This window comes from Citrobacter sp. CF971 (genome assembly GCF_006385635.1).
Classification (GTDB): Bacteria; Pseudomonadota; Gammaproteobacteria; order Enterobacterales; family Enterobacteriaceae; genus Citrobacter; species Citrobacter freundii.
Genome location: NZ_CP041051.1, coordinates 2,769,074 through 2,792,223, shown reverse-complemented (window position 1 = coordinate 2,792,223; position 23,150 = coordinate 2,769,074). Strand labels below are relative to the sequence as shown.

The 23,150-nt window shown below is 51.3% G+C and carries 25 protein-coding genes and 1 riboswitch; of the genes, 14 read left to right on the top strand and 11 right to left on the bottom strand.

Features of this window, described 5'->3' with window-relative positions; translation table 11 throughout:
• Positions 1–48 precede the first annotated feature (48 nt).
• Complete coding sequence (kdgR, locus tag E6P06_RS16910; protein ID WP_003833778.1) at positions 49–840, top strand: DNA-binding transcriptional regulator KdgR; 792 nt, start codon at positions 49–51, stop codon at positions 838–840.
• Positions 841–954: 114 nt separating this feature from the next.
• On the opposite strand, the gene E6P06_RS16905 is transcribed toward kdgR, so the two are convergent.
• Positions 955–1,194 carry a YobH family protein gene (locus E6P06_RS16905; RefSeq protein ID WP_003034975.1) on the bottom strand — a complete coding sequence of 80 codons (240 nt, stop codon included), beginning with the start codon at positions 1,192–1,194 and terminating at the stop codon, positions 955–957.
• Positions 1,195–1,358: 164 nt separating this feature from the next.
• Between E6P06_RS16905 and mgrB the strand changes: the two genes are divergently transcribed.
• From mgrB to rlmA, 6 genes are all read left to right on the top strand, one after another.
• On the top strand, positions 1,359–1,502 hold the full coding sequence (gene mgrB, locus E6P06_RS16900) for a PhoP/PhoQ regulator MgrB (RefSeq protein ID WP_003034977.1): 144 nt from the start codon (positions 1,359–1,361) through the stop codon (positions 1,500–1,502).
• 74 nt (positions 1,503–1,576) lie between these two features.
• Positions 1,577–1,861, top strand: coding sequence for a YebO family protein (locus tag E6P06_RS16895; RefSeq protein WP_003841991.1), 285 nt, complete (start codon positions 1,577–1,579; stop codon positions 1,859–1,861).
• A 636-nt stretch (positions 1,862–2,497) separates the two neighbouring features.
• Entirely contained in the window at positions 2,498–2,641 is a 144-nt protein-coding gene (locus tag E6P06_RS16890) for a DUF2627 domain-containing protein (protein ID WP_003034983.1), read from the top strand.
• A gap of 12 nt (positions 2,642–2,653) precedes the next feature.
• Positions 2,654–2,863, top strand: coding sequence for a transcription antiterminator/RNA stability regulator CspE (gene cspE / locus E6P06_RS16885; protein ID WP_001062678.1), 210 nt, complete (start codon positions 2,654–2,656; stop codon positions 2,861–2,863).
• A gap of 219 nt (positions 2,864–3,082) precedes the next feature.
• On the top strand, positions 3,083–4,828 hold the full coding sequence (gene ftsI / locus E6P06_RS16880) for a peptidoglycan glycosyltransferase FtsI (RefSeq protein WP_003841630.1): 1,746 nt from the start codon (positions 3,083–3,085) through the stop codon (positions 4,826–4,828).
• Between the two features lie 63 nt (positions 4,829–4,891).
• Positions 4,892–5,701 (top strand): 23S rRNA (guanine(745)-N(1))-methyltransferase, encoded by an 810-nt coding sequence (rlmA, locus tag E6P06_RS16875; protein WP_003841628.1) that lies wholly within the window; start codon positions 4,892–4,894, stop codon positions 5,699–5,701.
• Here rlmA and mntP read toward each other — a convergent pair.
• The 5 genes from mntP to manX all read right to left on the bottom strand — a co-directional run bounded on the left by mntP (position 5,698) and on the right by manX (position 9,901).
• Complete coding sequence (gene mntP, locus E6P06_RS16870; RefSeq protein ID WP_003021013.1) at positions 5,698–6,264, bottom strand: manganese efflux pump MntP; 567 nt, start codon at positions 6,262–6,264, stop codon at positions 5,698–5,700. The genes rlmA and mntP overlap by 4 nt on opposite strands.
• Before the next feature lie 130 nt (positions 6,265–6,394).
• Positions 6,395–6,499: riboswitch (yybP-ykoY riboswitch) on the bottom strand.
• Positions 6,500–6,696: 197 nt separating this feature from the next.
• Positions 6,697–7,155, bottom strand: coding sequence for a DUF986 family protein (locus E6P06_RS16865; protein WP_003021010.1), 459 nt, complete (start codon positions 7,153–7,155; stop codon positions 6,697–6,699).
• 60 nt (positions 7,156–7,215) lie between these two features.
• Positions 7,216–8,067: a PTS mannose transporter subunit IID gene (locus E6P06_RS16860; protein ID WP_008322630.1), complete on the bottom strand. Its 852-nt coding sequence runs from the start codon at positions 8,065–8,067 to the stop codon at positions 7,216–7,218.
• A 12-nt stretch (positions 8,068–8,079) separates the two neighbouring features.
• Positions 8,080–8,880 (bottom strand): PTS mannose/fructose/sorbose transporter subunit IIC, encoded by an 801-nt coding sequence (locus tag E6P06_RS16855; protein ID WP_003021004.1) that lies wholly within the window; start codon positions 8,878–8,880, stop codon positions 8,080–8,082.
• Positions 8,881–8,938: 58 nt separating this feature from the next.
• Positions 8,939–9,901, bottom strand: a complete 963-nt coding sequence (gene manX, locus E6P06_RS16850; protein ID WP_003841624.1) for a PTS mannose transporter subunit IIAB — start codon at positions 9,899–9,901, stop codon at positions 8,939–8,941.
• Positions 9,902–10,163: 262 nt separating this feature from the next.
• Here manX and E6P06_RS28260 point away from each other — a divergent pair, with 262 nt between their 5' ends.
• Complete coding sequence (locus E6P06_RS28260) at positions 10,164–10,373, top strand: hypothetical protein (protein WP_008785027.1); 210 nt, start codon at positions 10,164–10,166, stop codon at positions 10,371–10,373.
• Positions 10,361–11,920 (top strand): CNNM family cation transport protein YoaE, encoded by a 1,560-nt coding sequence (gene yoaE, locus E6P06_RS16845; protein ID WP_003844070.1) that lies wholly within the window; start codon positions 10,361–10,363, stop codon positions 11,918–11,920. Before E6P06_RS28260 ends, yoaE begins: the two co-directional genes overlap by 13 nt.
• A 6-nt stretch (positions 11,921–11,926) precedes the next feature.
• On the opposite strand, the gene E6P06_RS16840 is transcribed toward yoaE, so the two are convergent.
• The 4 genes from E6P06_RS16840 to pabB all read right to left on the bottom strand — a co-directional run bounded on the left by E6P06_RS16840 (position 11,927) and on the right by pabB (position 17,150).
• The gene (locus tag E6P06_RS16840) at positions 11,927–13,528 is read right to left on the bottom strand and encodes an EAL domain-containing protein (protein ID WP_003841621.1); all 1,602 of its coding nucleotides are present in this window, start codon (positions 13,526–13,528) and stop codon (positions 11,927–11,929) included.
• Between the two features lie 130 nt (positions 13,529–13,658).
• A complete protein-coding gene (gene sdaA, locus E6P06_RS16835) occupies positions 13,659–15,023 on the bottom strand; it encodes an L-serine ammonia-lyase (RefSeq protein ID WP_003020994.1) in 1,365 nt (454 codons plus the stop codon).
• 183 nt (positions 15,024–15,206) lie between these two features.
• Complete coding sequence (locus E6P06_RS16830) at positions 15,207–15,785, bottom strand: CoA pyrophosphatase (RefSeq protein WP_003020991.1); 579 nt, start codon at positions 15,783–15,785, stop codon at positions 15,207–15,209.
• A gap of 3 nt (positions 15,786–15,788) precedes the next feature.
• On the bottom strand, positions 15,789–17,150 hold the full coding sequence (pabB, locus tag E6P06_RS16825; protein ID WP_168199048.1) for an aminodeoxychorismate synthase component 1: 1,362 nt from the start codon (positions 17,148–17,150) through the stop codon (positions 15,789–15,791).
• An 83-nt stretch (positions 17,151–17,233) separates the two neighbouring features.
• On the opposite strand from pabB, the gene E6P06_RS16820 reads away from it, so the two are divergent.
• Complete coding sequence (locus E6P06_RS16820; protein WP_003020986.1) at positions 17,234–17,413, top strand: YoaH family protein; 180 nt, start codon at positions 17,234–17,236, stop codon at positions 17,411–17,413.
• A 6-nt stretch (positions 17,414–17,419) separates the two neighbouring features.
• Here the strand turns inward: E6P06_RS16820 and E6P06_RS16815 are convergent, their stop codons facing one another.
• Positions 17,420–17,764, bottom strand: a complete 345-nt coding sequence (locus E6P06_RS16815; RefSeq protein ID WP_003020984.1) for a RidA family protein — start codon at positions 17,762–17,764, stop codon at positions 17,420–17,422.
• 140 nt (positions 17,765–17,904) lie between these two features.
• Here E6P06_RS16815 and E6P06_RS16810 point away from each other — a divergent pair, with 140 nt between their 5' ends.
• The 4 genes from E6P06_RS16810 (at position 17,905) to fadD (ending at position 23,138) form a co-directional block, all read left to right on the top strand.
• Positions 17,905–19,815: an ATP-dependent DNA helicase gene (locus tag E6P06_RS16810; RefSeq protein WP_003020980.1), complete on the top strand. Its 1,911-nt coding sequence runs from the start codon at positions 17,905–17,907 to the stop codon at positions 19,813–19,815.
• Between the two features lie 58 nt (positions 19,816–19,873).
• Positions 19,874–20,569: a tRNA (adenosine(37)-N6)-threonylcarbamoyltransferase complex dimerization subunit type 1 TsaB gene (gene tsaB, locus E6P06_RS16805; RefSeq protein ID WP_139935472.1), complete on the top strand. Its 696-nt coding sequence runs from the start codon at positions 19,874–19,876 to the stop codon at positions 20,567–20,569.
• 94 nt (positions 20,570–20,663) lie between these two features.
• Entirely contained in the window at positions 20,664–21,248 is a 585-nt protein-coding gene (locus E6P06_RS16800; RefSeq protein WP_003020975.1) for a Slp family lipoprotein, read from the top strand.
• Between the two features lie 204 nt (positions 21,249–21,452).
• Positions 21,453–23,138 carry a long-chain-fatty-acid--CoA ligase FadD gene (gene fadD / locus E6P06_RS16795; protein WP_139935471.1) on the top strand — a complete coding sequence of 562 codons (1,686 nt, stop codon included), beginning with the start codon at positions 21,453–21,455 and terminating at the stop codon, positions 23,136–23,138.
• The last annotated feature ends 12 nt before the right edge of the window (positions 23,139–23,150 follow it).

Here is a 23,150-nt window from a genome sequence, read left to right as displayed (position 1 = left end):
AATAAAAACCGGTTCTGATTTTTATAAAACACTCGAAAGGGGTGATAAATGGCAATCGCAGATCTGGATAAACAACCCGATTCTGTATCTTCCGTGCTGAAGGTTTTTGGCATTCTGCAGGCGCTGGGTGAAGAGCGCGAAATTGGTATTACCGAGTTGTCGCAACGCGTCATGATGTCAAAAAGCACCGTTTATCGCTTTTTGCAGACCATGAAAACGCTGGGTTATGTGGCACAAGAAGGGGAGTCGGAGAAATACTCACTGACCCTGAAACTATTCGAGCTGGGTGCTCGCGCGTTACAAAACGTCGATCTTATCCGTAGCGCTGATATTCAGATGCGCGAACTTTCGCGCCTGACCAAAGAGACAGTGCACCTTGGTGCACTGGATGAAGACAGCATTGTCTACATCCATAAAATCGACTCTATGTACAATCTGCGCATGTATTCTCGCGTAGGTCGCCGTAATCCGCTGTACAGCACGGCTATCGGTAAAGTTCTGCTGGCATGGCGTGACCGCGATGAAGTGAAGCAGATTCTGGATGGTATTGAGTACAAGCGCAGCACCGACCGTACTATTACCAATACTGATGAGCTGCTGGTATTGCTGGATAAAGTACGCGAGCAGGGCTACGGTGAAGATAACGAAGAACAGGAAGAAGGTCTGCGCTGCATCGGTGTACCGGTGTTTGACCGTTTCGGTGTAGTGATTGCAGGCTTGAGTATTTCATTCCCGACGCTGCGTTTCTCAGAAGAACGTTTGCACGAGTATGTGGCGATGCTGCATACGGCTGCGCGTAAAATTTCAGAACAAATGGGTTATAACGACTATCCGTTCTAATCTGATGTAATAGCGTCAAGGTAAAAACCCCAGGTATTTTTGTATCTGGGGTTTTTTATGAACTGTCATAACGTTAGTTGGTGCAAATAACGTAGCGGATGTATTGCTGCTATATTAACCGTTATCAATAATGACTGTGCTTTTTCTTAACAAGGGACAATCCGACAGGCCAATGATACCGCTGTTTGTGTGGACGTATTGCGCGGTGCTGGTTCCGCGGGCGGTCAGATACTGGCATTGCAAGCCCAGGCCCGCTGCATTCTCCTTACTTCCAATCAAAATTCCGTAGCCGCTCAGTAATAAACCGATCCAAACCAGAGCTAACAACACAATAGCGCGGATTATCAGACGCATTACAACCTCTTATCTTTTCTCGTTATTATTAGATTAGCCTGTACATGAGATGAAACAAGTGAATCATTCCTAAAAAGATTGAATGCCGATACAGTTAACGCTGGGTTTAGGTAACGCATGATAATTTATAGGCATAAGATGTTGATTCGAAGAGTGGAGCTGGAGTGAAAAAAATTCGCTGGGTAGTGCTGATAGTTGTCGTGCTGGTATGCATACTGATGTGGGCGCAAGTGTTCAACATCATGTGCGATCAGGATGTACAATTTTTCAGCGGTATTTGTGCCATTAATAAATTTATTCCCTGGTAAGCGCATTTTTGCCACAGTTGATTACCTTCTTGTGCGGCAGTGGTAAACTACGCTGTCTACATTGAGGTGGTGAAATGAACGAAGTTTTGAATTCTGGCGCGTTGAGTTTGGCGTCTTTGGCTGTATCGGTGGTGATTCTGGTTGTCGGGCTTGTACTGTGGTTTTTCGTCAATAGGGCAAGTTCGCGTACTAATGAGCAGATTGAGCTGCTTGAAGCATTGTTAGATCAGCAAAAAAGACAGAACGCATTGCTCCGTCGCCTTTGCGAAGCTAACGAACCTGAAAAAGCGGCAGAGCCTGCTGTGGTCACAGCGAAAGACGAAGATGATGACATCATCCGCCTGGTAGCTGAGCGGTAAAAACGGTATGACAGGGTGAGGATCTGTTGCTTACGTTCTCAGATGTTTCATCCTGTCGCCAACATGCCAGATTATTTTCTTCTGCACATGTCGTGTAATTAGCACTCTGATTCTCGTGTTAACTCAGTATTTTCAGATGCTCCAGCCAATTAATATCTTATCCCCGGTCTGATATAAATATAATTTCCCATACGATAAAAATATGATTATGTCATTTTTGTGATAGTGATCGTTTTATTAACAGCGAAACGTTTCTCTTACTTTTTTTGTGCATTGTCATCATTCTTTCATTATTTTGGTGCAAAAGCAGAAGGCAGATCTCATTTTTACGCTTGTGACATTTTATGCATTACTAAGCATAAAAAATGATATTCAGCACACCCTGTAACAGCTAATCTGGAACAACCGAAGCTATTGAGCTATGGTAGAAATGTCCCGGCTATGGTGCAAGCCTGGCGGGGGATGGGGCGAGCGGCGGGAATATAACACTACTCGGTGTGGCGCATAACTGTGCAGTTGCTGTTTGATGAACGACAGGATTTGTGCGACCGATCGAGACACGTTTAAAAATGGCTTGCCATTATTAACGTTGTATGTGATAACACGTTTTGGGTTAAACGAGGTACAGTTCTGTTTATGTGTGGCATTTTCAGTAAAGAAGTCCTGAGTAAACACGTTGACGTTGAATACCGCTTCTCTGCCGAACCTTATATTAGTGCCTCAAGCAGTAATGTCTCAGTTTTATCTATGTTATGCCTGCGGGCGAAGAAAATACTCTAAGGAATTTTGCAAATGGCAAAGATTAAAGGTCAAGTTAAGTGGTTCAACGAGTCTAAAGGTTTTGGTTTCATTACTCCGGCTGATGGCAGCAAAGACGTGTTCGTACACTTCTCCGCTATCCAGGGTAACGGCTTCAAAACTCTGGCTGAAGGCCAGAACGTTGAGTTCGAAATTCAGGACGGCCAGAAAGGTCCGGCTGCTGTTAACGTAACAGCTATCTGATCGACACCACTGATTTGAAGCGCATATGCGCAACCATCTCAGATATAAAGCCTCGCCTATGCGGGGCTTTTTAATTCAAAATACGTCTAAATATTTCTAAATGCCCTCCCATTAGCGCTTTGTTGCAAAGGCGTGATGTTCGTAGCATAGTTTTCCCCGCTTTCTTACGACATTTCTCGTTAAATCAGACACCTGAAAAACTATCTTGCTGGAGTTCAGGTGAAAAAGAAAAACGACGGCGACGCGCGCAATTTTACTCCCGTACGTTTTGCCCTGCTTTGTGTGGCAATATTATTGAGTCTGGGATTGCTGCTGGGTCGGGTTGCATGGCTGCAAATTGTCACGCCGACGAGTCTGGTGAAACAGGAAGACATGCGTTCATTACGTGAGGTAACTATTGCCTCGCCGCGCGGGATGATTACCGACAGAGAAGGGCGACCGCTGGCGGTAAGTGTTCCGGTTAACGCGGTATGGGCCGATCCTAAGACCATCATCAGCAAGGGAGGCGTGGGTTATAACGAACGGTGGCAGGCTCTGGCAAGGGCTCTGCATCTGTCACTGAGTACGCTGGCGGAACGCGTTAACAGTAATCCTGGCGGACGTTTTATTTACCTGGCACGACAAATTTCCCCTCAGCAGGCTGAGTGGGTCGATGATCTTAATCTCCCGGGCATTAACCTGCGCGAGGAATCCCGCCGGTTCTATCCTGCAGGCCACGTAGCGGCGAATCTCATAGGTTTTACCAACATTGATGGACAAGGCATTGAAGGGCTGGAAAAAAGCTTTAATAACCAGTTGATGGGTAAACCTGGCTCCCGTCTGGTACGTAAAGACAAATTTGGCCATGTAATCGAGAATATCACCGAAGTTACGCCTGTTCCTGCACACCAATTACAGCTCAGCATCGATGAGCGCCTGCAGACGGTCACTGAAGATGCGTTGGACAATGCCGTTACGTGGAATAAAGCGGAATCAGGAGCCGCAGTGCTGGTCAACATTGCTACCGGTGAAATACTGTCCATGGCGAGCTTTCCTGACTTCAACCCCAATAACCGTGACGGCGCGGTACTGGATGATTTTCGTAACCGTGCGATAAGCGATACGTTTGAACCCGGTTCAACCGTTAAACCGCTGGTGATCATGACTGCGCTCCAGCAGGGGATAGTACAACCGGACAGCGTGATTGATACCCATCCTTTTTACCTTGATGGACATCGCATTCGCGACGTCGGATTTTACCCGGAGCTGTCGTTGACCGGAATTTTGCAGAAATCGAGCGATACCGGCGTGTCGCACCTTTCACTGGCTATGCCTGTTCAAAAGTTGCTGGATACCTATAAGAGCTTTGGTTTTGGCGATCCAACCGGACTGGGATTAACCGGTGAAAGTAGCGGTTTAATGCCTCAACGCCGCTACTGGAGCGATTTGGATCGCGCGACCTTTGCATTCGGCTATGGATTAATGGTAACGCCGCTGCAGTTGGCGCACGTATATGCAACCATTGGTAGTTTTGGTATCTATCGACCCCTTTCGATTACCCGTATTGACCCGCCGGTAATCGGTACCAGAGTGATGCCGGAGGCGCTGGTTCACCAGGTTGAACATATGATGGAAAGCGTCGCGTTACCCGGTGGTGGGGGAACTAAAGCCGCGGTCAGAGATTATCGCGTGGCGGTTAAAACAGGAACGGCAAAGAAAATTGGTGATGACGGTAAGTATGTCGATAAATACGTGGCCTACACGGCAGGCGTTGCGCCAGCGAGCGACCCGAAATTTGCACTGGTGGTCGTCATCAATAATCCGCAAAACGGTGCTTATTATGGTGGGGCTGTCTCTGCGCCTGTCTTCAGCCAGATAATGGGTGATGTCCTGCGTCTGGAGAACGTTAAACCGGATGGTATGCCTGCCGACTCTGATCATCTGCTGGTGATGCACGGCAGCAACGTATCCTCGCCGTCGCTGTAAGTTATTTTCCCAGGGCGCAATTCGCGTTACACTTGCGCCCTTAAGTCACCTGCCGGAGTTGTCATGTCGTTTTCCTGTCCTCTTTGCCACCAGCCTCTTACTCAAGCGAATAACAGTTTTGTCTGCCCCGGGCGGCACCAGTTTGACGTGGCGAAAGAAGGGTATGTCAACTTACTGCCGGTTCAGCATAAGCGGTCGCGCGATCCGGGTGATAGCGCTGAAATGATGCAAGCCAGACGGGCATTTCTTGATGCTGGGCACTATCAACCGTTGCGTGATGCGATTGTGAATGTGCTTAAAGAAAAGTCGAATTCAGAAGATGCAGCGATCCTGGATATTGGCTGTGGGGAAGGGTATTACACCCATGCGTTTGCCGACGCGCTGGCGGGCTGTACAACCTTTGGTCTTGACGTATCCAAAGTGGCAATTAAAGCCGCAGCCAGACGCTATCCGCAGGTGATCTTTTGCGTTGCCTCCAGCCATCGTCTGCCGTTCGCAGACGAGTCAATGGATGCCATCATCCGGATCTATGCGCCCTGTAAAGCGCAAGAGCTGGCTCGCGTGGTTAAACCGGGTGGATGGGTGATCACCGCCACGCCGGGACCACGCCATTTAATGGAACTGAAAGGGCTGATTTATGATGAGGTGCGTTTGCATGCGCCCCATACTGAGCAACTGGACGGTTTTGTTCTGCAACAGAGCATTGCGCTGGGATATCAGATGCAGCTTCAGGGCAGCGAGGCCGTTGCGTTACTGCAAATGACGCCGTTCGCCTGGCGGGCAAAGCCGGAAGTGTGGGAAACGTTAGCGGGGAAAACGACGTTTGACTGCCAGACCGACTTTAGTATTCATGTCTGGCAGCGTCTGAATTAACCGTGGAAGTGTGCCCAGAGGATCTGGGCACCGATACCAATCAGCACCACCCCACCCAAAATTTCAGCTCGTTTGCCCAGCATTGGGCCAATGAAACGACCAATCATCATGCCGAGCGTGGACATAATCAATGTGGCGCAGCCGATGGCCAGCGCTGTGGCAATAATGTTGACCTGCAGGAAAGCCAGACCCACCCCGACGGCCATTGCGTCGAGACTGGTGGCAATGGCGGTGGTAACCAGCAGCCAGAAACCGTGGCGGCGCTGCGGTTCTTCCTCTTCATCGCCGTTGTCGCGAAAACCTTCGATTATCATTCGTCCGCCTAAAAAAATCAGCAGAATGAAGGCGATCCAATGGTTCCACTCCAACACGAATTTGCTGGCCAGCATCCCCATGCCCCAGCCAATCAGTGGCGTAAGCGTTTCAACTGCGCCGAATATCAGTCCGGTGCGCAATGCTTCAGAAAATTTGGGTTTATGCAGGGTGGCGCCTTTGCCAATTGATGCGGCGAAAGCATCCATCGACATGCCGAAAGCGAGAAGAACGGTAGCGGTGAGATTCATAACAGCGTCCTGACCGGGGTATCCATAAAACACATCACTGCCCCCAGTAACCATGCATACAGGCTGGAATCACTGTAAATACAGCGCCATTCAAATATGCATTGCAGTTGATGTGCCTATGGTCTCGCCTGACTGAACCTGTAAGTTCAGTCCGTACGTGCCACGTTTTTCAACGAGTATGTTGACACGTACATTTCCGGAGTCTGGAAATCGGCTACTCCCCAACGACGGGCGCAACCTTAACATATTTTGAGAATATAAAACAAGAAACGCAGAAATAATATTTGACTTCTAGTTGAAAACGATTTTCATTTAGATTTATTTATAAATAAAACGTTAAAATAAATAACATTGAGGACAGTGAAATATAGCCTTGGCTATGTTTGCTTTTACACTGATATATAAAAACATAGTTCAGGCTATATTTATAAGCTATTGATTTGAAATTAATAGTTTATATATTCTCTCAAGATCGTCTATATTTCGTACGCGAATCAACAATCTTCGATGTTCTAATTGCATCACCAATACACCGTCTTCAGATAAATTCATCTCTTTAATGCGGTTATATTCAATCCAGACGTTGGCGAAGAAAAAACCTTTCTGCTTGAAGATGATTTTTGGCGTACGGATCCAGAACAGATACAAACCCATCAATACCAGTGCACATAATAACCATGTGGTAAATTGCGCGCCGTGGCTGGTGATGTTGTTGTAGATAAGAATAGCTACCAGGCCAAGGAAGATAACACTGTCGACTCTGCTGCGGGGAAGCAGGGCGACAGTAAGCAGAGTAGGGCCATTACGGCGGGGCATGATGAACTGATCGTAAATGGCATACGCCAGCAGCGAAAAGATAAATAGAACCAGCACCAGGTCCGTGATAGTCATGAATCCTCAACCCTCTAAATAGAAAAACCGGGGGCAAACCCCCGGTGATGTACAACAGTTTTACAGGCCGAGCAGTCCGACAGCGTAGCCCGCGATACCGATGACGAAGAAGCCAACGATGATCCACAGCGGGTTCACTTTCTTACGCAACAGCCACATACAGGCGAATGTCAGCAGCAGAGGAACCAGACCCGGCATCAGCTGGTCAAGGATAGTCTGCACAGTGGTAACACGAGTCTGACCATCCTGACCGGTGATAGTAGAAACCACCAGTGGAATGTTTACGTGCGTCCACTTGTTAACCAATGCCCCCATGACAAACAGGCCGAGGATTGACGCCCCCTCAGTCAGTTTCTGCAGGAAGCCGCCGCCCATATCTTTAACGATATCGACACCTTTACGGTAGCCATATGCCACACCGTAATAACGGGTTGCCAGACGAACCAGGTTAAACAGAACGAAGAACAGCAATGGCCCCAGCAGGCTGCCGCTCATCGCGATACCTGCGCCGAGCGCGGCGAATACTGGGCGAACGGTACCCCAGAAGATCGGGTCGCCGACGCCTGCCAGCGGACCCATCAGACCAACTTTGATACCGTTGATGGCACCATCGTCAATCTCTGCGCCGTTTGCACGCTGTTCTTCCATCGCCAGCGTAACGCCCAGTACTGGAGCCGCTACGTACGGATGGGTGTTAAAGAATTCCAGGTGACGCTTAATCGCTTGCTTACGTGCGTCGTTGTTTTCCGGGTACAAGCGGCGGATAGCCGGCACCATGGAGAAACAGAAACCCAGCGCCTGCATACGTTCGAAGTTCCATGAACCCTGAAACAGGTTAGAACGAATGAACACGCCACGAATGTCACTCGGAGTGAGTTTTTTCTCGGTGGTAGTTTTAGTCATATCAACCATTTCGCTCACCTGCTAGTCCAGTTCGTTATCGAGATCGTTATTGCCAGCCGCCGCAGCAGGTGCACCGGCTACGCGGTTATATTTCGGGCTCAGCTGAATGTAGAGGATCGCCATCACTGCGCCAATCACACCCAGAGCAACCAGGTTGAAGTTAGTAAATGCCGCGGTGACGAAGCCGAGGTAGAAGAATGGCATCAGGTAGCCTGCGCGCATCATGTTGATGACCATCGCATAACCAACCACCACGATCATACCGCCTGCGATGTTCAGACCGCCGGTCACGACTTCCGGAATGGCGTTAAGCATGCTCTGAACTTCACTGGTACCAACAGAAATCGCTACGATTACCGCTGGGATAGCGATACGCATAGCCTGCAGGAACAGAGAGGATACATGCAGCCAGGAGAGTGCCGTCAGGTTACCGTTTTCGGCCGCCTTATCCGCTGCGTGCTGGAATGCTACGGTGATAGTACGAACGATAATGGTCAGTACCTGGCCTGCGGCTGCCAGTGGGATAGCCAGCGCGATACCGGCACCAATGCTTTGGTGACCTGCGATAACCAGAACGGTAGAGATAATTGAGGCCAGTGCCGCATCTGGTGCAACCGCAGCACCGATGTTCATCCAGCCCAGGGCGATCATTTCCAGGGTACCACCGATGATAATACCGGTTTTCATGTCCCCGAGAACGGCACCAATCAGCGTACAGGCCACCAACGGACGGTGGAACTGAAATTCATCGAGTACCGATTCCATACCCGCGATACATGCGACGATGAACACCAGCACAATCTGAAGAGTGGTAATCTCCATTGTACTTCTCCTATTGCTATACAGACTTAAGTGTGAAAACTAAGTAAATGCCAGGGAATTATTTCACCTTGGCAATCAAATCCATCATTTTCAGTTTCTGATCGGTAGAAACCTTACGTGCCTCAAGCTCAATACCGCGTTCGTTGAGTTTCTTGAAGGCTTCGATGTCTTTGTCATCGACAGAAATTGCGTTGTTTACCTGCGTTTTACCCTGACGGAAAGCCATACCGCCAATGTTTACGGAGGTAATTTTCACACCACCTTCAACGATACGTTCTACGTCGGTTGGGTTGGTGAACAACAGCATCACACGCTCACCTGCATATTTAGGGTTGTTGTAGACGCGGATCATTTTCGCGACATCAACCACATGCGCCGTCACACCCGGAGGTGCTACCTGAGTCAGCAGCGTTTTACGCACGGTATCGGCGGCAACTTCATCACTGACGACGATAATGCGTGTTACGTTGGTTTCTTTGGTCCAGCGAGTTGCCACCTGACCATGGATTAAACGGTCATCAATACGCGCCAGGCCGATCTGCATATAATCGTTCGGACCCATCGGTTTGGCGGGAGCTGCTGCTTTGGGTGCTGCTACTGGGGCAGGAGCGGCTTTCTCAACCGGTTTGGCTTTCAGCGCTTTCACGCCTTCGCTACCGGTTTCAACGGCCAGTGCCACTAATTCATCAAAGCTCGGGTTGTCATCACGCGCCATGAAGGTTTCAACCAGCATGGGAATGTTCACACCGGCGATAACTTCGTAATGCTCTTTATCGACGACAATGCGGCTTGCAGCGTTAAACGGGCTGCCTCCCCATGTGTCAACGAGAAACAGCACGCCTTTACTGGTATCGAGTTTTGCCAACTGAGCGTTGTACTTTTCGATCAGCGTTTCGGCATTTTCGCCTGGAACGAAATCTATCCAGCCGACATTTTCCTGCTCGCCTAACAGCATTTCTGCCGTCTTAAGTAACTGCTCTGCAGCCCAACCATGTGTGCCTATTACAATAGCAATGGTCACTTGCTACCTCCTTTATTATCGTTAACACATCAACGTGAAGATGTATTTGAATCGTCGTCCGCAATCGAATCGATTCAGATAAGGGTTACAAAGAAAAACCTATGATTTTCGTGAATTATTTTAGATATCGAAAAAAATATTTTATGTGATGAAGATCCGTAATTTAACTTCCGATTAAAAGAAATTTCGAAGGGTAAAATATCTCCGAAACAACTTATTGCAAAGGAAGGTAAATCTTTGCTAAAAACCGCTTCTCTCTGTTATGTTTAGCATCTGTTTAATTACTCAGGAGTATAGGGCAGTAGCCCACCATATGGATCGTCACCGACGTCATTTCACCTTCAGGCCGTATCAAGCCTGTCAGATTGGCACTTTTTGCCACAAATTTTCTCTGCATATCGCTTTAACGCCTGAGATCCTCAGCGCGCAGTTTGGTCATTCCTTAAGCAGGAGCTTGTCATGGAATTATTAATGGACCCGCAGATTTGGGTGGGTTTGCTCACGCTTGTCGTTCTTGAAATTGTTCTGGGTATTGATAACCTGGTCTTCATTGCGATCCTGGCTGATAAGCTGCCGCCGAAACAGCGAGATAAAGCGCGTTTAATCGGTTTGTCACTGGCACTGATTATGCGTCTGGGCCTGTTGTCCGTGATTTCGTGGATGGTGACGCTGACAAAGCCGCTGTTCACGGTAATGGACTATGCGTTCTCGGGGCGCGATCTGATTATGCTGCTGGGGGGTATCTTCCTCTTGTTCAAGGCTACGACAGAGCTGCATGAGCGGCTGGAAAACCGTGAACATGATACCGGGCAGACGAAAGGGTATGCGAGCTTTTGGGTTGTCGTAACGCAGATTGTCATCCTCGATGCAGTGTTCTCGCTGGATGCTGTGATTACGGCGGTCGGTATGGTCAACCATCTGCCAGTTATGATGGCGGCAGTAGTGATTGCCATGGCCGTGATGCTGTTGGCCTCTAAGCCGTTGACCCGATTTGTGAACCAACACCCGACGGTGGTGGTGCTGTGTCTGAGCTTCCTGTTGATGATTGGTCTGAGTCTGGTTGCCGAAGGGTTTGGCTTCCACATTCCGAAAGGCTATCTGTATGCGGCGATTGGTTTCTCAATCATCATTGAGCTGTTTAACCAGATTGCCCGTCGTAACTTTATTCGTCACCAGTCGACGCTGCCATTGCGTGCGCGTACTGCCGATGCGATTCTCCGTCTGATGGGCGGTAAACGTCAGGCCAGCGTGCAGATGGAATCCGACAATCCGGTACCGGTTCCCGTCCCGGAAGGCGCATTTGTAGAAGAAGAACGCTATATGATCAACGGCGTCCTCTCTTTGGCGTCGCGTTCATTACGCGGCATTATGACGCCTCGTGGGGAGATCAGTTGGGTTGATGCAGACCTGAGCGTGGAGGAAATTCGCGAGCAGTTGCTTTCGTCACCTCATAGCCTGTTCCCGGTATGTCGTGGTGAACTGGATGAAATCATCGGTATCGTGCGTGCTAAAGAGCTGCTGGTGGCGCTGGAAGACGGTGTGGATGTGGCGGCGATTGCCTCTGCTTCTCCGGCTATTGTTGTTCCGGAAACGCTGGACCCGATCAATCTGTTAGGCGTTCTGCGTCGTGCCCGCGGTAGCTTCGTTATCGTCACAAACGAGTTTGGCGTAGTACAGGGTCTGGTCACGCCGCTGGATGTATTAGAAGCCATCGCCGGTGAATTCCCTGATGCCGATGAAACGCCTGAAATTATAGCTGATGCAGGCGGTTGGTTGGTCAAAGGCGGTACCGATCTGCATGCGTTGCAACAGGCGCTGGACGTGGATACGTTAGTGAATGAAGACGAAGACATCGCTACGGTGGCAGGTTTAGTCATTGCGGCTAACGGCCATATTCCTCGTGTAGGTGATGTTATCGAGGTCGCACCGCTGAGCATTACGATTGTCGAAGCGAATGACTATCGTGTGGATTTAGTTCGCATTGTTAAAGAACAACCCGCTCACGACGAAGACGAGTAACCGGGTTTAGCGAAACGGCATGACGGGCATACTGTGTCTCCCGTTATGCCGGGTGGGCGGCGGCGTGCTGCCCGCCAGCCATTTTGGAAAATCGCGCAGCGGCATTGGCTTGGCATACAGAAAACCTTGCAATAAATGTACGCCGTGTCGGCGCAAATGCTGAGCTTGCGCCTGTGTTTCAACGCCTTCCGCCACCAGTTCGATATTCAATTTTTTCCCCAAAGCGATAATGATGTCTGTGACGGTTGAGTTCACGGCGTCTGTTCCTATTGCCGAAGTAAATGATTTATCGATCTTCAGCACATCCGGGCGGAGCTTTTCCAGCCAGGAGAGCGAGCTATTGCCGGTACCGAAATCATCAATCGCCAGTTTTACGCCAAGCCGATTTAATTCGCGTACGACCCGATAATCCACATCCAGTAACGCATCGCGTTCGGTCAGTTCGATAACCAATTGCTGGATTGGGTGCTGGCTGAACCAGTACTGATTAAGATCTTTTAGCAACGTACCATTACGAAAATGGCTGGCGGCGACATTAATCCCAATATGAAACTGGCTGCTCATCGGGAAAACGTGTCGTTGCTGAATGGTTTCTGCGATGACATGGCGGGTAAGCGGTACAATCAGGTTGTGCTCCTCAGCGATGGGAATAAACACTTCCGGAGAGATCCAACCCTGGCGAGGGTTATTCCAGCGTAAAAGGATTTCCACGCCCATGCATTGCTGGGTTTGCGCATTAAGCAGCGGCTGGCAAAATAGTTCGAATTCCCGAGCAGCAAGGGCCAGATTAATCTCCCATGAGAAACTCATTCTGCTGGCGGTAGCCAGCCATGCCAGATAACCCACTAATAAACTTAGGATCACCGCCAGCGGCAGCTGTGTTGGCAGGTGTTTTACCGCCAACTCACTGGGACCGGGGCCGGTGACGCTAATGGTAAACGGAAAATGTTGAGATGAAAGCTGGTAGCGTTTTTCATCATTTAGCTTAGGCAGAGTATCGACAACACCTTGATCATACAGTAGATGCCGATTACCAACGGTTAAGCTGGCATCGGTGATCTGCGGCGGCTGGGGTTCAAGCAACATAGACGACAATAAGTCAATATTGACGATTTCCAGCACGCCATCTTCACCATCGGCAGAGGACGGATACCACTGAGTCAGAATCGGACTGCCTTTAATCAATGAATGGTCGGTAGACAGCAGCAGTTGCGGTTCCCTGCTGGGTAATTCGGGCTGCAGTTGACTAATGGGAACATTACGATAACCAAAAATGCTGGAGCAATAGAGGATCCCGCTTTGAATCAGATTAATAGAACGTACCGTTTGCAACCTTGCGGCATGTTTGCTTAAGGGTAAACGCGCCACTGAGCAGGGGAGGCCAATCAACGGCAGCAATACATCCCGTCCGGTCTGCAAGGGTAAAAGCACGTCATCCAGTTCTTCTACAGCATGGTTGGCAAAGGTGACGATATTTCGGTGATTTAAATTACGCTCCGAAATAAATCGGACAGTTAATGTGAGGATGAGCGTCAGTAGTGCACATACTGTGCAGACGATTAAGCGATTCCGGCGATAATTTTTAATGATCCGTTGTGCTGTTTGCATGCGGGCCGCCCGATAAGCCGTTGGTCACAGAAGCCAACAGCAACAGAGCAAGTGTAGTGGGGAAAATTACAGTAGACGAGGGAGAGGGGGCAAATTCGCCCATCCGTCGCAGATGGGCGAAAATTAAGTATTAGTCACATTGAACTTTGATCGCCAGGCCACCGCGTGACGTTTCGCGGTATTTGGCGTTCATGTCTTTACCCGTTTCGTACATAGTCTCAATGACTTTATCCAGCGAGACGCGCGGCGCGCTGGTACGGCGCATTGCCATACGCGCAGCGTTGATCGCCTTCACTGAAGCAATTGCGTTACGCTCAATGCACGGAACCTGTACCTGACCGGCAACCGGATCGCAGGTTAACCCGAGGTTATGTTCCATGCCGATTTCAGCAGCAACACACACCTGCTCCGGGCTTGCGCCTAACAGTTCAGCCAGACCCGCGGCAGCCATGGAGCAGGCTACGCCCACTTCACCCTGACAACCTACTTCTGCACCGGAGATAGAGGCGTTCATTTTGTACAACGCGCCAATCGCACCGGCCGCCAGGAAATAGCGGGTATAGATATCCGGGCTAACGGACTCAATGAAATGATCGTAATAGGCCAGTACCGCAGGCACGATACCGCAGGCACCGTTGGTTGGCGCTGTCACTACGCGACCGCCCGCGGCGTTTTCTTCGTTAACGGCCAACGCAAACATGTTCACCCAGTCGATCACGTTCATTGGATCGTTGGACAGCTTATCGCTGGAAACCAGCATACGACGCAGGGCTGAAGCACGGCGAGGAACGCGCAGCGGACCCGGCAGCACACCTTCGGTGTTCATGCCACGATCGATACATGCCTGCATGGTTTGCCAGACGTGGCCAAAGTACTCTTCAATCTCTTTCTTACTGTGCAGCGCAAGTTCGTTCTGCATTGCCATGCCAGAGAGAGACAGGCCGGTGCTGTTGCAATATTCCAGCATTTCAGTGGCGGATTTGAACGGATAAGGCACACTGACCTCGCCCGAGGCATCCTGACCAAAATGTTCTTCATCAACGATGAATCCACCGCCGATTGAGTAGTAGGTTTTGCTATAAATGACGGTTTCGCCATTGTACGCATGGATCTGCATTCCGTTTTCATGCAGCGGCAGGTTGCCGTTGTGAAAACGCATCCCGTCATTCTGCGGGAAATCCACTTCGTGCTGACCCTGCGCAAGCAGCAGGCGTCCACGCGTTTCTACGTCGCGGATAAATCCGGGGATGCTATCAATATCCACGGTAGCAGGCTCATTGCCCGCCAGACCCATAATAATGGCGATATCGGTGTGGTGACCTTTACCCGTGAGCGACAGTGAACCATACACGTCGACGGCGACACGAGTAACGCTGTCCAGTAATCCTTTTTCGACCAGGTCATCGACGAACTGTTTACCCGCCTTCATAGGCCCTACGGTATGGGAAGATGAGGGACCAATCCCCACCTTAAACATGTCGAATAGACTAATCACGATAATACTCCTACAGGGCGACTGGGCTTTCCAGTAACGATGTTATAACTGCGCATAGTGTAAGAGGGAACGCGGCGATCGGCTTAACTATTCACATGAATTAAACTAATAGATAACCGCGGTTTTACTAATGTTGTGACCTGAGTTTCAAGTTGTCTATTGTGTGCGTAAAGATAAGTATAGTCAGGGCTTGACGCCAATTTGCAGCGCCAGCTCACGAATTATTCCGGCAGTCATTCCCCAGACGAAATATTGCTCATACCAGGAAAGCCATACGCGATGTGAATCGCCACGACGGTAAATATCCAACGGGTGGTAACGACCTAAATGCAGGGCCTGGGCCAGCGGCATTTCGAACACTGCGGAAACTTCATCTTCACTGGCGCGATACGGCAGATTAGGCGGGATAATGCCTACCACTGGGGTGACCTGGAAACCGGTCACGCTGTCGACAGGCGGCAGAACGCCAATCACTTCTACGCATGAAGGAGGGATCGCCACCTCCTCCTGCGCTTCGCGAAGGGCGGCGGCAATTAACGAGGCATCACTGCTATCCACCGCCCCACCGGGGAATGCGACCTGTCCGGCGTGCTTGCGCAGGTGAACGGAACGCTGGGTTAACAGCAACCCCGGCTGTGGGCGACGCACGACGGGGATCAGTACGGCGGCCTGGCGCTGGTTTAACGCGGCATGATTGACCTGCGGGCGCAGGAGTTGAAAGCGCGATAAAAAATCATCAAGCGTCAGGCTGCTGTATTCCACGTGTCAATTCTCCAGTTGGTGCAAAATGCGATTCACTTTATCAAATGTTTCCTGATATTCAGCGTCTTCCTGACTGTCTGCAACAATACCACCGCCTGCGGAGCAATAAATTTGTCCGTTTGTGGCTGTCAGCGTGCGAATGGTAATGCTGGTATCCATATTGCCGCAAAAGCTCAGATAACCAATGCTGCCGCACCAGGCGTTGCGTCTTTGCGGCTCAAGTTCGTCGATAATTTCCATCGCCCGCACTTTCGGCGCGCCGGTAATAGAGCCGCCGGGGAAGGCGGCGCGTAACAGATCGGTGGCGTATAATGACTCTGGCAGACGTGCGGTAATGGTGCTGACCAAATGATGAACGGCAGGGAACGGTTCGACGATAAACAGCTCCGGAACCTGTACCGAACCCGGTACGGCAACGCGGCCAATATCATTACGCATCAAATCGACGATCATTAGGTTTTCCGCACGATCCTTCGGCGAATTCGCCAGTCGCCGGGCCTGCTCACGATCGGCATCGGTATCTTCAAGCCTCGGTAGCGTGCCTTTAATCGGACGCGTCTGGATGTGCTGGTTTTCCAGCAGAATAAATCGTTCCGGCGAAAGGCTGAGGATTACACCTTCCTCAAGACGAATAAATGCACTAAACGGGGCGCGGTTGGCGTGATTGAGAGTGACAAATGCCTGCCACTCATCGCCCTGGTAATGCGCCTGAAAACGCTGGGCAAGATTGACCTGGTAACAGTCTCCGCTGTGCAGATAATCCTGCACCTGGCGGAATTTTTCGCCGTACTGAGCACGGCTCATATTAGACTGCCACGCCGAAGTTAATGTAAACGGCTCACGCGTTGGCGGTTGTTGCGCGTCGAGCCATTTCAGGCGAGCCTCGACATCGGTATGGCTGAGCAGCGATACGGTCTGCAACTGGTGATCGACAATCAGTGCCCAGTCGTAAATGCCAACGGCCATATCCGGCAGCGTAATATCGCGCTCTGCAATAGTGGGCAGAGATTCGAAGCGTCGGCCAAGATCGTAGCCAAACAGACCTAACGCACCGCCCTGAAACGGCAGGTCGGGGTGATATTCGGGGTGAATCTTGTGTGCGGTTAGTGCGGAATGTAATACCGTCATGGGATCATCAAGCGAGCACGTGGTTGCGTGCCCGTCCTGCACTACGGTCTCTGTAGCTCGCGTAACAAGCGTGGTGACGGGATCCGCCACCAGAATATCAAAGCGGTTATGCGGATGGTCGGCTTGACCCGAATGCAGCAGCATCGCCCAGGGCAGATGGCTTAATGTCGAAAAATAGCGTTCAGCGGCGTCCTGACGCCAGGGTAATGTGATTACTGCGGGAGATAACGTCTTCATCAGTCCTGACTCGTTGCTACTCTACTGGCTAACTGCCCGGTAGCATGAAATAATTAGCGCAGACAATTTAGCAGGAGTTAACAATGTTTGCAGGTTTACCTTCACTCAGTCATGAGCAGCAGCAAAAAGCGGTAGAGCGTATTCAGGAGCTGATGTCGCAGGGGATGAGCAGCGGACAAGCCATTGCTCTTGTTGCTGAAGAGTTACGCGCCAGTCATACCGGCGAGCGGATCGTGGCGCGTTTTGAAGATGAGGACGAATAACGCCGCTTAAACTGCAGCGATAATCTTAATCTCAACTTTGTATTTCGGGTTCATCAACCCGGCCTGAACGGTACAACGTACCGGCGCGTGACCCGCAACAACCCACGCGTCCCAGGCTTTGTTCATGGCGGCAAAATCGTTTTTGTCTGCCAAAAACAGGGTGGCATCAAGAATACGTGACTTGTTGCTGCCTTGTTTTTCCAGCACCGCATCAATTTGCGCCAGCGTATTTGCCGTTTGCTCAAAAGCGTCTGCATCCAGATTTTCCGGCACGCCAGTGTAATACAGCGTGTTGTTGTGGATAACCACGTCGGACCAACGCGCTTCGGCATCAATGCGCACAATCGTCATAAATCATTCCTCATTTACGTGTTTTCAAATGGCTTTGGGTTGCGCCAAGACTGCCATAATGTTGTGCCCACGTCACCTCTTCAACTGGCGAAAGAGCTGCTGGCCTGACATAATCCCTGTTCAAATGAACAGGGGGCAGTGTGACGGACGATTTTGCAGCAGACGGTCAGTTGGCTAAAGCAATACCGGGTTTTAAACCGCGAGAACCACAGCGGCAGATGGCCATCGCCGTCAGTCATGCCATCGAAAAATCACAACCGTTGGTGGTAGAAGCCGGAACCGGGACGGGTAAAACCTATGCTTATCTTGCCCCAGCGCTGCGTGCCGGAAAGAAGGTCATTGTCTCCACGGGCTCGAAGGCGTTGCAGGATCAGCTATACAGCCGCGATCTCCCGACCGTCGCTAAGGCACTAAAGTTCACCGGTAAACTGGCGCTGCTGAAAGGGCGTTCAAACTATCTGTGCCTTGAACGTCTCGAACAGCAGGCGCTGGCGGGTGGTGACTTGCCGGTACAAACGTTAAGCGACGTCATCCTGCTGCGCTCCTGGTCAAATCAAACCCTTGATGGGGACATCAGCACCTGCGTCAGCGTGGCGGAGGACTCTCAGGCCTGGCCGTTGGTCACCAGCACTAATGACAACTGTCTGGGCAGCGACTGCCCGCTATATAAAGAGTGTTTTGTCGTGAAAGCGCGTAAAAAAGCGATGGATGCAGATGTCGTCGTGGTTAACCACCATCTGTTTCTCGCTGATATGGTGGTAAAAGAAAGCGGGTTTGGCGAATTGATCCCGGAAGCTGATGTAATGATCTTCGATGAAGCGCATCAGCTACCGGATATCGCCAGCCAGTACTTTGGTCAATCGCTCTCCAGTCGCCAGCTGTTAGACCTGGCGAAAGACATCACCATTGCCTATCGCACCGAGCTGAAAGACACTCAGCAGTTGCAAAAGTGCGCCGATCGCCTTGCACAAAGCGCTCAGGACTTCCGCTTGCAACTTGGTGAGCCGGGCTATCGCGGAAACCTGCGGGAACTGCTGGCCGACCAGCGCGTACAGCGCGCGTTTTTGCTGCTCGATGACACGCTGGAGCTATGTTATGACGTGGCGAAGCTGTCTCTTGGGCGTTCGGCGTTGCTGGATGCCGCGTTTGAACGCGCCACACTTTACCGTGCGCGCCTGAAGCGTCTGAAAGAGATCAACCAGCCAGGCTTCAGCTACTGGTATGAATGCACCTCCCGCCATTTCACTCTCGCGCTGACGCCGCTCACTGTGGCGGATAAATTCAAAGAAGTGATGGAACAAAAGCCGGGCTGCTGGATTTTTACTTCCGCGACGTTGTCGGTAAACGATGACCTTCATCATTTCACCGCGAGGTTGGGGATTGAAGATGCCGAGTCGATGTTATTGCCGAGTCCATTTGATTACACGCGCCAGGCGCTGCTGTGCGTGCCGCGTAATCTCCCGCAAACCAACCAGCCGGGGGCTGCGCGTCAGTTAGCATCCATGCTGCGACCTATTATCGAAGCGAACAACGGTCGCTGCTTTATGCTGTGCACTTCGCACGCGATGATGCGCGATCTGGCGGAACAATTCCGCGCCACCATGACGCTTCCCGTTCTGCTGCAGGGCGAAACCAGTAAAGGGCAACTGTTACAGCAGTTTGTCAGCGCAGGTAATGCGCTTCTGGTTGCCACCAGCAGCTTCTGGGAAGGCGTGGACGTGCGCGGTGATACGCTGTCGCTGGTGATAATCGACAAACTGCCGTTTACCTCGCCGGACGACCCGCTGTTAAAAGCCCGAATGGAGGATTGTCGACTGCGCGGCGGCGATCCGTTTGAAGACGTCCAGTTGCCGGATGCGGTCATCACCCTGAAGCAGGGGGTAGGGCGTCTGATACGTGATGCCGACGATCGCGGCGTGCTGGTGATTTGCGACAATCGTCTGGTTATGCGGCCATACGGCGCCACCTTCCTGGCGAGTCTTCCTCCTGCGCCGCGGACGCGTGACATAGCTCGCGCGGTTCGCTTTCTTGCCATACCAACGACTGAGTAATTTGTTACGGAGTGTGGTAAGATGCGCGCCAAATTTATTGATCTGATCACAAACACCCATGCGAATTCTGGCTATCGATACCGCCACAGAGGCGTGCTCTGTTGCCCTGTGGAATGACGGTACTATCAAGGCTCACTTTGAGCTTTGCCCACGAGAACACACCCAACGAATTTTACCGATGGTTCAGGAAATCCTGGCCGCTGGCGATCTCACGTTAACCGATATCGACGCCCTGGCGTTTGGTCGCGGTCCCGGCAGTTTCACCGGCGTGCGTATCGGTATTGGCATTGCTCAGGGGCTGGCGTTAGGCGCAAACTTACCGATGATCGGCGTCTCCACCCTGGCGACCATGGCGCAGGGCGCCTGGCGTAAGTCGGGCGCGACTCGTGTACTGGCGGCGATTGACGCGCGAATGGGCGAAGTCTACTGGGCCGAATACCAGCGTGATGACAACGGCAACTGGCACGGTGAAGAAACCGAAGCGGTGTTAACCCCCGAGCAGGTACATGAGCGTTTACTGCAGCTTTCTGGCGAGTGGGTAACTGTTGGGACGGGGTGGCCAGCCTGGCCTGAGCTTGGTAAAGACAGCGGTCTGACGCTCAGCGATGGTGACGTGCTGCTTCCTGTGGCTGAAGATATGCTGCCTGTCGCCATGCAAATGCTGGCTGCGGGTAAGACCGTAGCGGTCGAACACGCGGAACCGGTTTATTTACGTAACACCGTGGCGTGGAAGAAACTTCCCGGTAAAGAATGAATCTTAGTAGTACATCCCCGGTTAATTTTCATAGACGTCGGTGCACAGTATTGTGAACAGGCCGGGGCAGAAGCTAAGAAAAGGGAGTCGCAATATGGCGGTGCAAAAGCAGTTATTGAAAGGTGTGTTGGCGGGGGCCTTGGCGTTAATGCTTAGCGGCTGCGTCACCATCCCGGATGCGATTAAAGGTTCGAGCCCGATGCCGCAGCAGGATCTGGTGCGGGTGATGAATGCGCCGCAGCTGTATGTCGGACAGGAAGCGCGTTTTGGTGGCAAAGTGGTGGACATTCAGAACCAGCAGGGAAAATCCCGTCTGGAAATTGCCACCGTTCCGCTCGATAGTGGTGCGCGTCCAGTGCTGGGTGAAGCCTCTCGCGGGCGTATATATGCTGATGTAAATGGCTTCCTCGACCCGGTGGACTTTCGCGGGCAACTGGTCACCGTCGTCGGCCCGATTAGCGGTACGGTGGACGGAAAAATAGGTAATACGCCGTATAAATTCATGCTGATGCAGGTAACCGGTTATAAACGCTGGCATATTACTCAGCAGATTGTCATGCCGCCTCAGCCTATCGACCCCTGGTTCTACGGTGCGCGTGGCTGGCCTTACGGTGGCTATGGTGGATGGGGCTGGTACAATCCCGGCCCGGCACAGGTTCAGACCATAGTAACAGAGTAACTCTTTGTTTTATTGGTAAAAGAAACAGCGGCCCGTCCGCTGTTTCTGCATTAACGTGGATATAAGAAAAATAAATAGTGACGTGCTTCGCAACCTTGTCGTTGTGTAATAAACAAACTGGTACGCTGAGTTAATATTATGTTAACAGTTTGTTTATTGCCTGGGGTTGTGATGACGACGAATACGCATTTTAGAGGTGATGTATTGAAAAAGGTTTGGCTTAACCGTTATCCCGCTGGTGTTCCTGCGGAGATCAATCCTGACCGTTATCAATCCCTGGTGGAACTCTTTGAACACTCAGTAAGACGGTATGCCGATCAGCCCGCGTTTGTAAACATGGGGGAGGTGATGACCTTCCGCAAGCTTGAAGAGCGTAGCCGTGCGTTTGCCGCTTATTTGCAACAGGGGCTCGGGCTGAAAAAGGGCGATCGCGTCGCGCTGATGATGCCGAATCTGCTGCAATATCCGGTCGCACTGTTTGGGATTTTACGTGCCGGCATGATCGTCGTGAACGTAAACCCGCTGTACACGCCTCGCGAGCTGGAACATCAGCTCAACGATAGCGGCGCGTCGGCGATTGTCATCGTATCTAACTTTGCCCACACGCTGGAAAAAGTAGTCGACAAAACGTCTGTGCAACACGTGATCCTGACGCGTATGGGCGATCAGCTGTCCACCGCCAAAGGGACGCTGGTTAACTTCGTCGTCAAGTATATCAAGCGCCTGGTGCCGAAATATCACCTGCCGGATGCCATCTCGTTTCGCAGTGCGCTGCAAAACGGTTATCGCATGCAGTATGTGAAGCCCGAAGTCGTGTCGGAAGATTTGGCGTTCCTGCAATATACTGGCGGGACAACCGGCGTGGCGAAAGGCGCGATGCTTACACACCGCAACATGCTGGCTAACCTGGAGCAGGTTAACGCCACCTATGGCCCGTTGCTGCATCCGGGTAAAGAACTGGTGGTAACGGCCCTACCGCTGTATCACATTTTTGCGCTAACGATGAACTGCCTGCTGTTTATTGAGCTAGGTGGTCAAAACCTGCTGATTACTAACCCGCGTGATATTCCGGGGCTGGTAAAAGAGCTGGCGAAGTATCCATTTACCGCGATGACCGGTGTCAATACGTTGTTTAACGCGCTGCTGAATAACAAAGAGTTCCAGCAACTGGATTTCTCTTCACTCCACCTCTCGGCAGGCGGCGGAATGCCGGTTCAACAGGCGGTAGCTGAACGTTGGGTGAAGCTGACAGGTCAGTATCTGCTGGAAGGCTACGGCCTGACGGAGTGCGCGCCGTTGGTAAGCGTCAACCCTCACGATATCGACTACCACAGCGGCAGTATCGGGTTACCGGTGCCTTCCACCGAGGTCAAGCTGGTGGACGACGACGACAACGAAGTGCCGCCGGGAGAACCGGGGGAGCTCTGCGTGAAAGGCCCGCAGGTGATGCTGGGCTACTGGCAGCGACCAGACGCCACTGACGAAATCGTCAAAGACGGCTGGCTGCACACCGGCGATATTGCAGTGATGGATGATGAAGGTTTCCTGCGTATTGTCGATCGTAAGAAGGACATGATCCTCGTGTCCGGCTTTAACGTCTATCCGAACGAAATTGAAGACGTGGTTATGCAACATCCTGGCGTGCAGGAAGTGGCTGCGGTTGGTGTTCCGTCCGGCAGCAGCGGTGAAGCGGTGAAAATTTTCGTGGTGAAGAAAGACGCCTCGTTAACCGATGAAGCGCTGGTCACTTTCTGTCGTCGTCACCTGACGGGCTATAAAGTACCTAAGCTGGTGGAGTTTCGCGATGAGTTGCCGAAATCTAACGTCGGTAAAATTTTGCGACGAGAATTACGTGACGAAGCGCGCACCAAAGTGGACAATAAAGGCTGAGCGTTAAGTCAG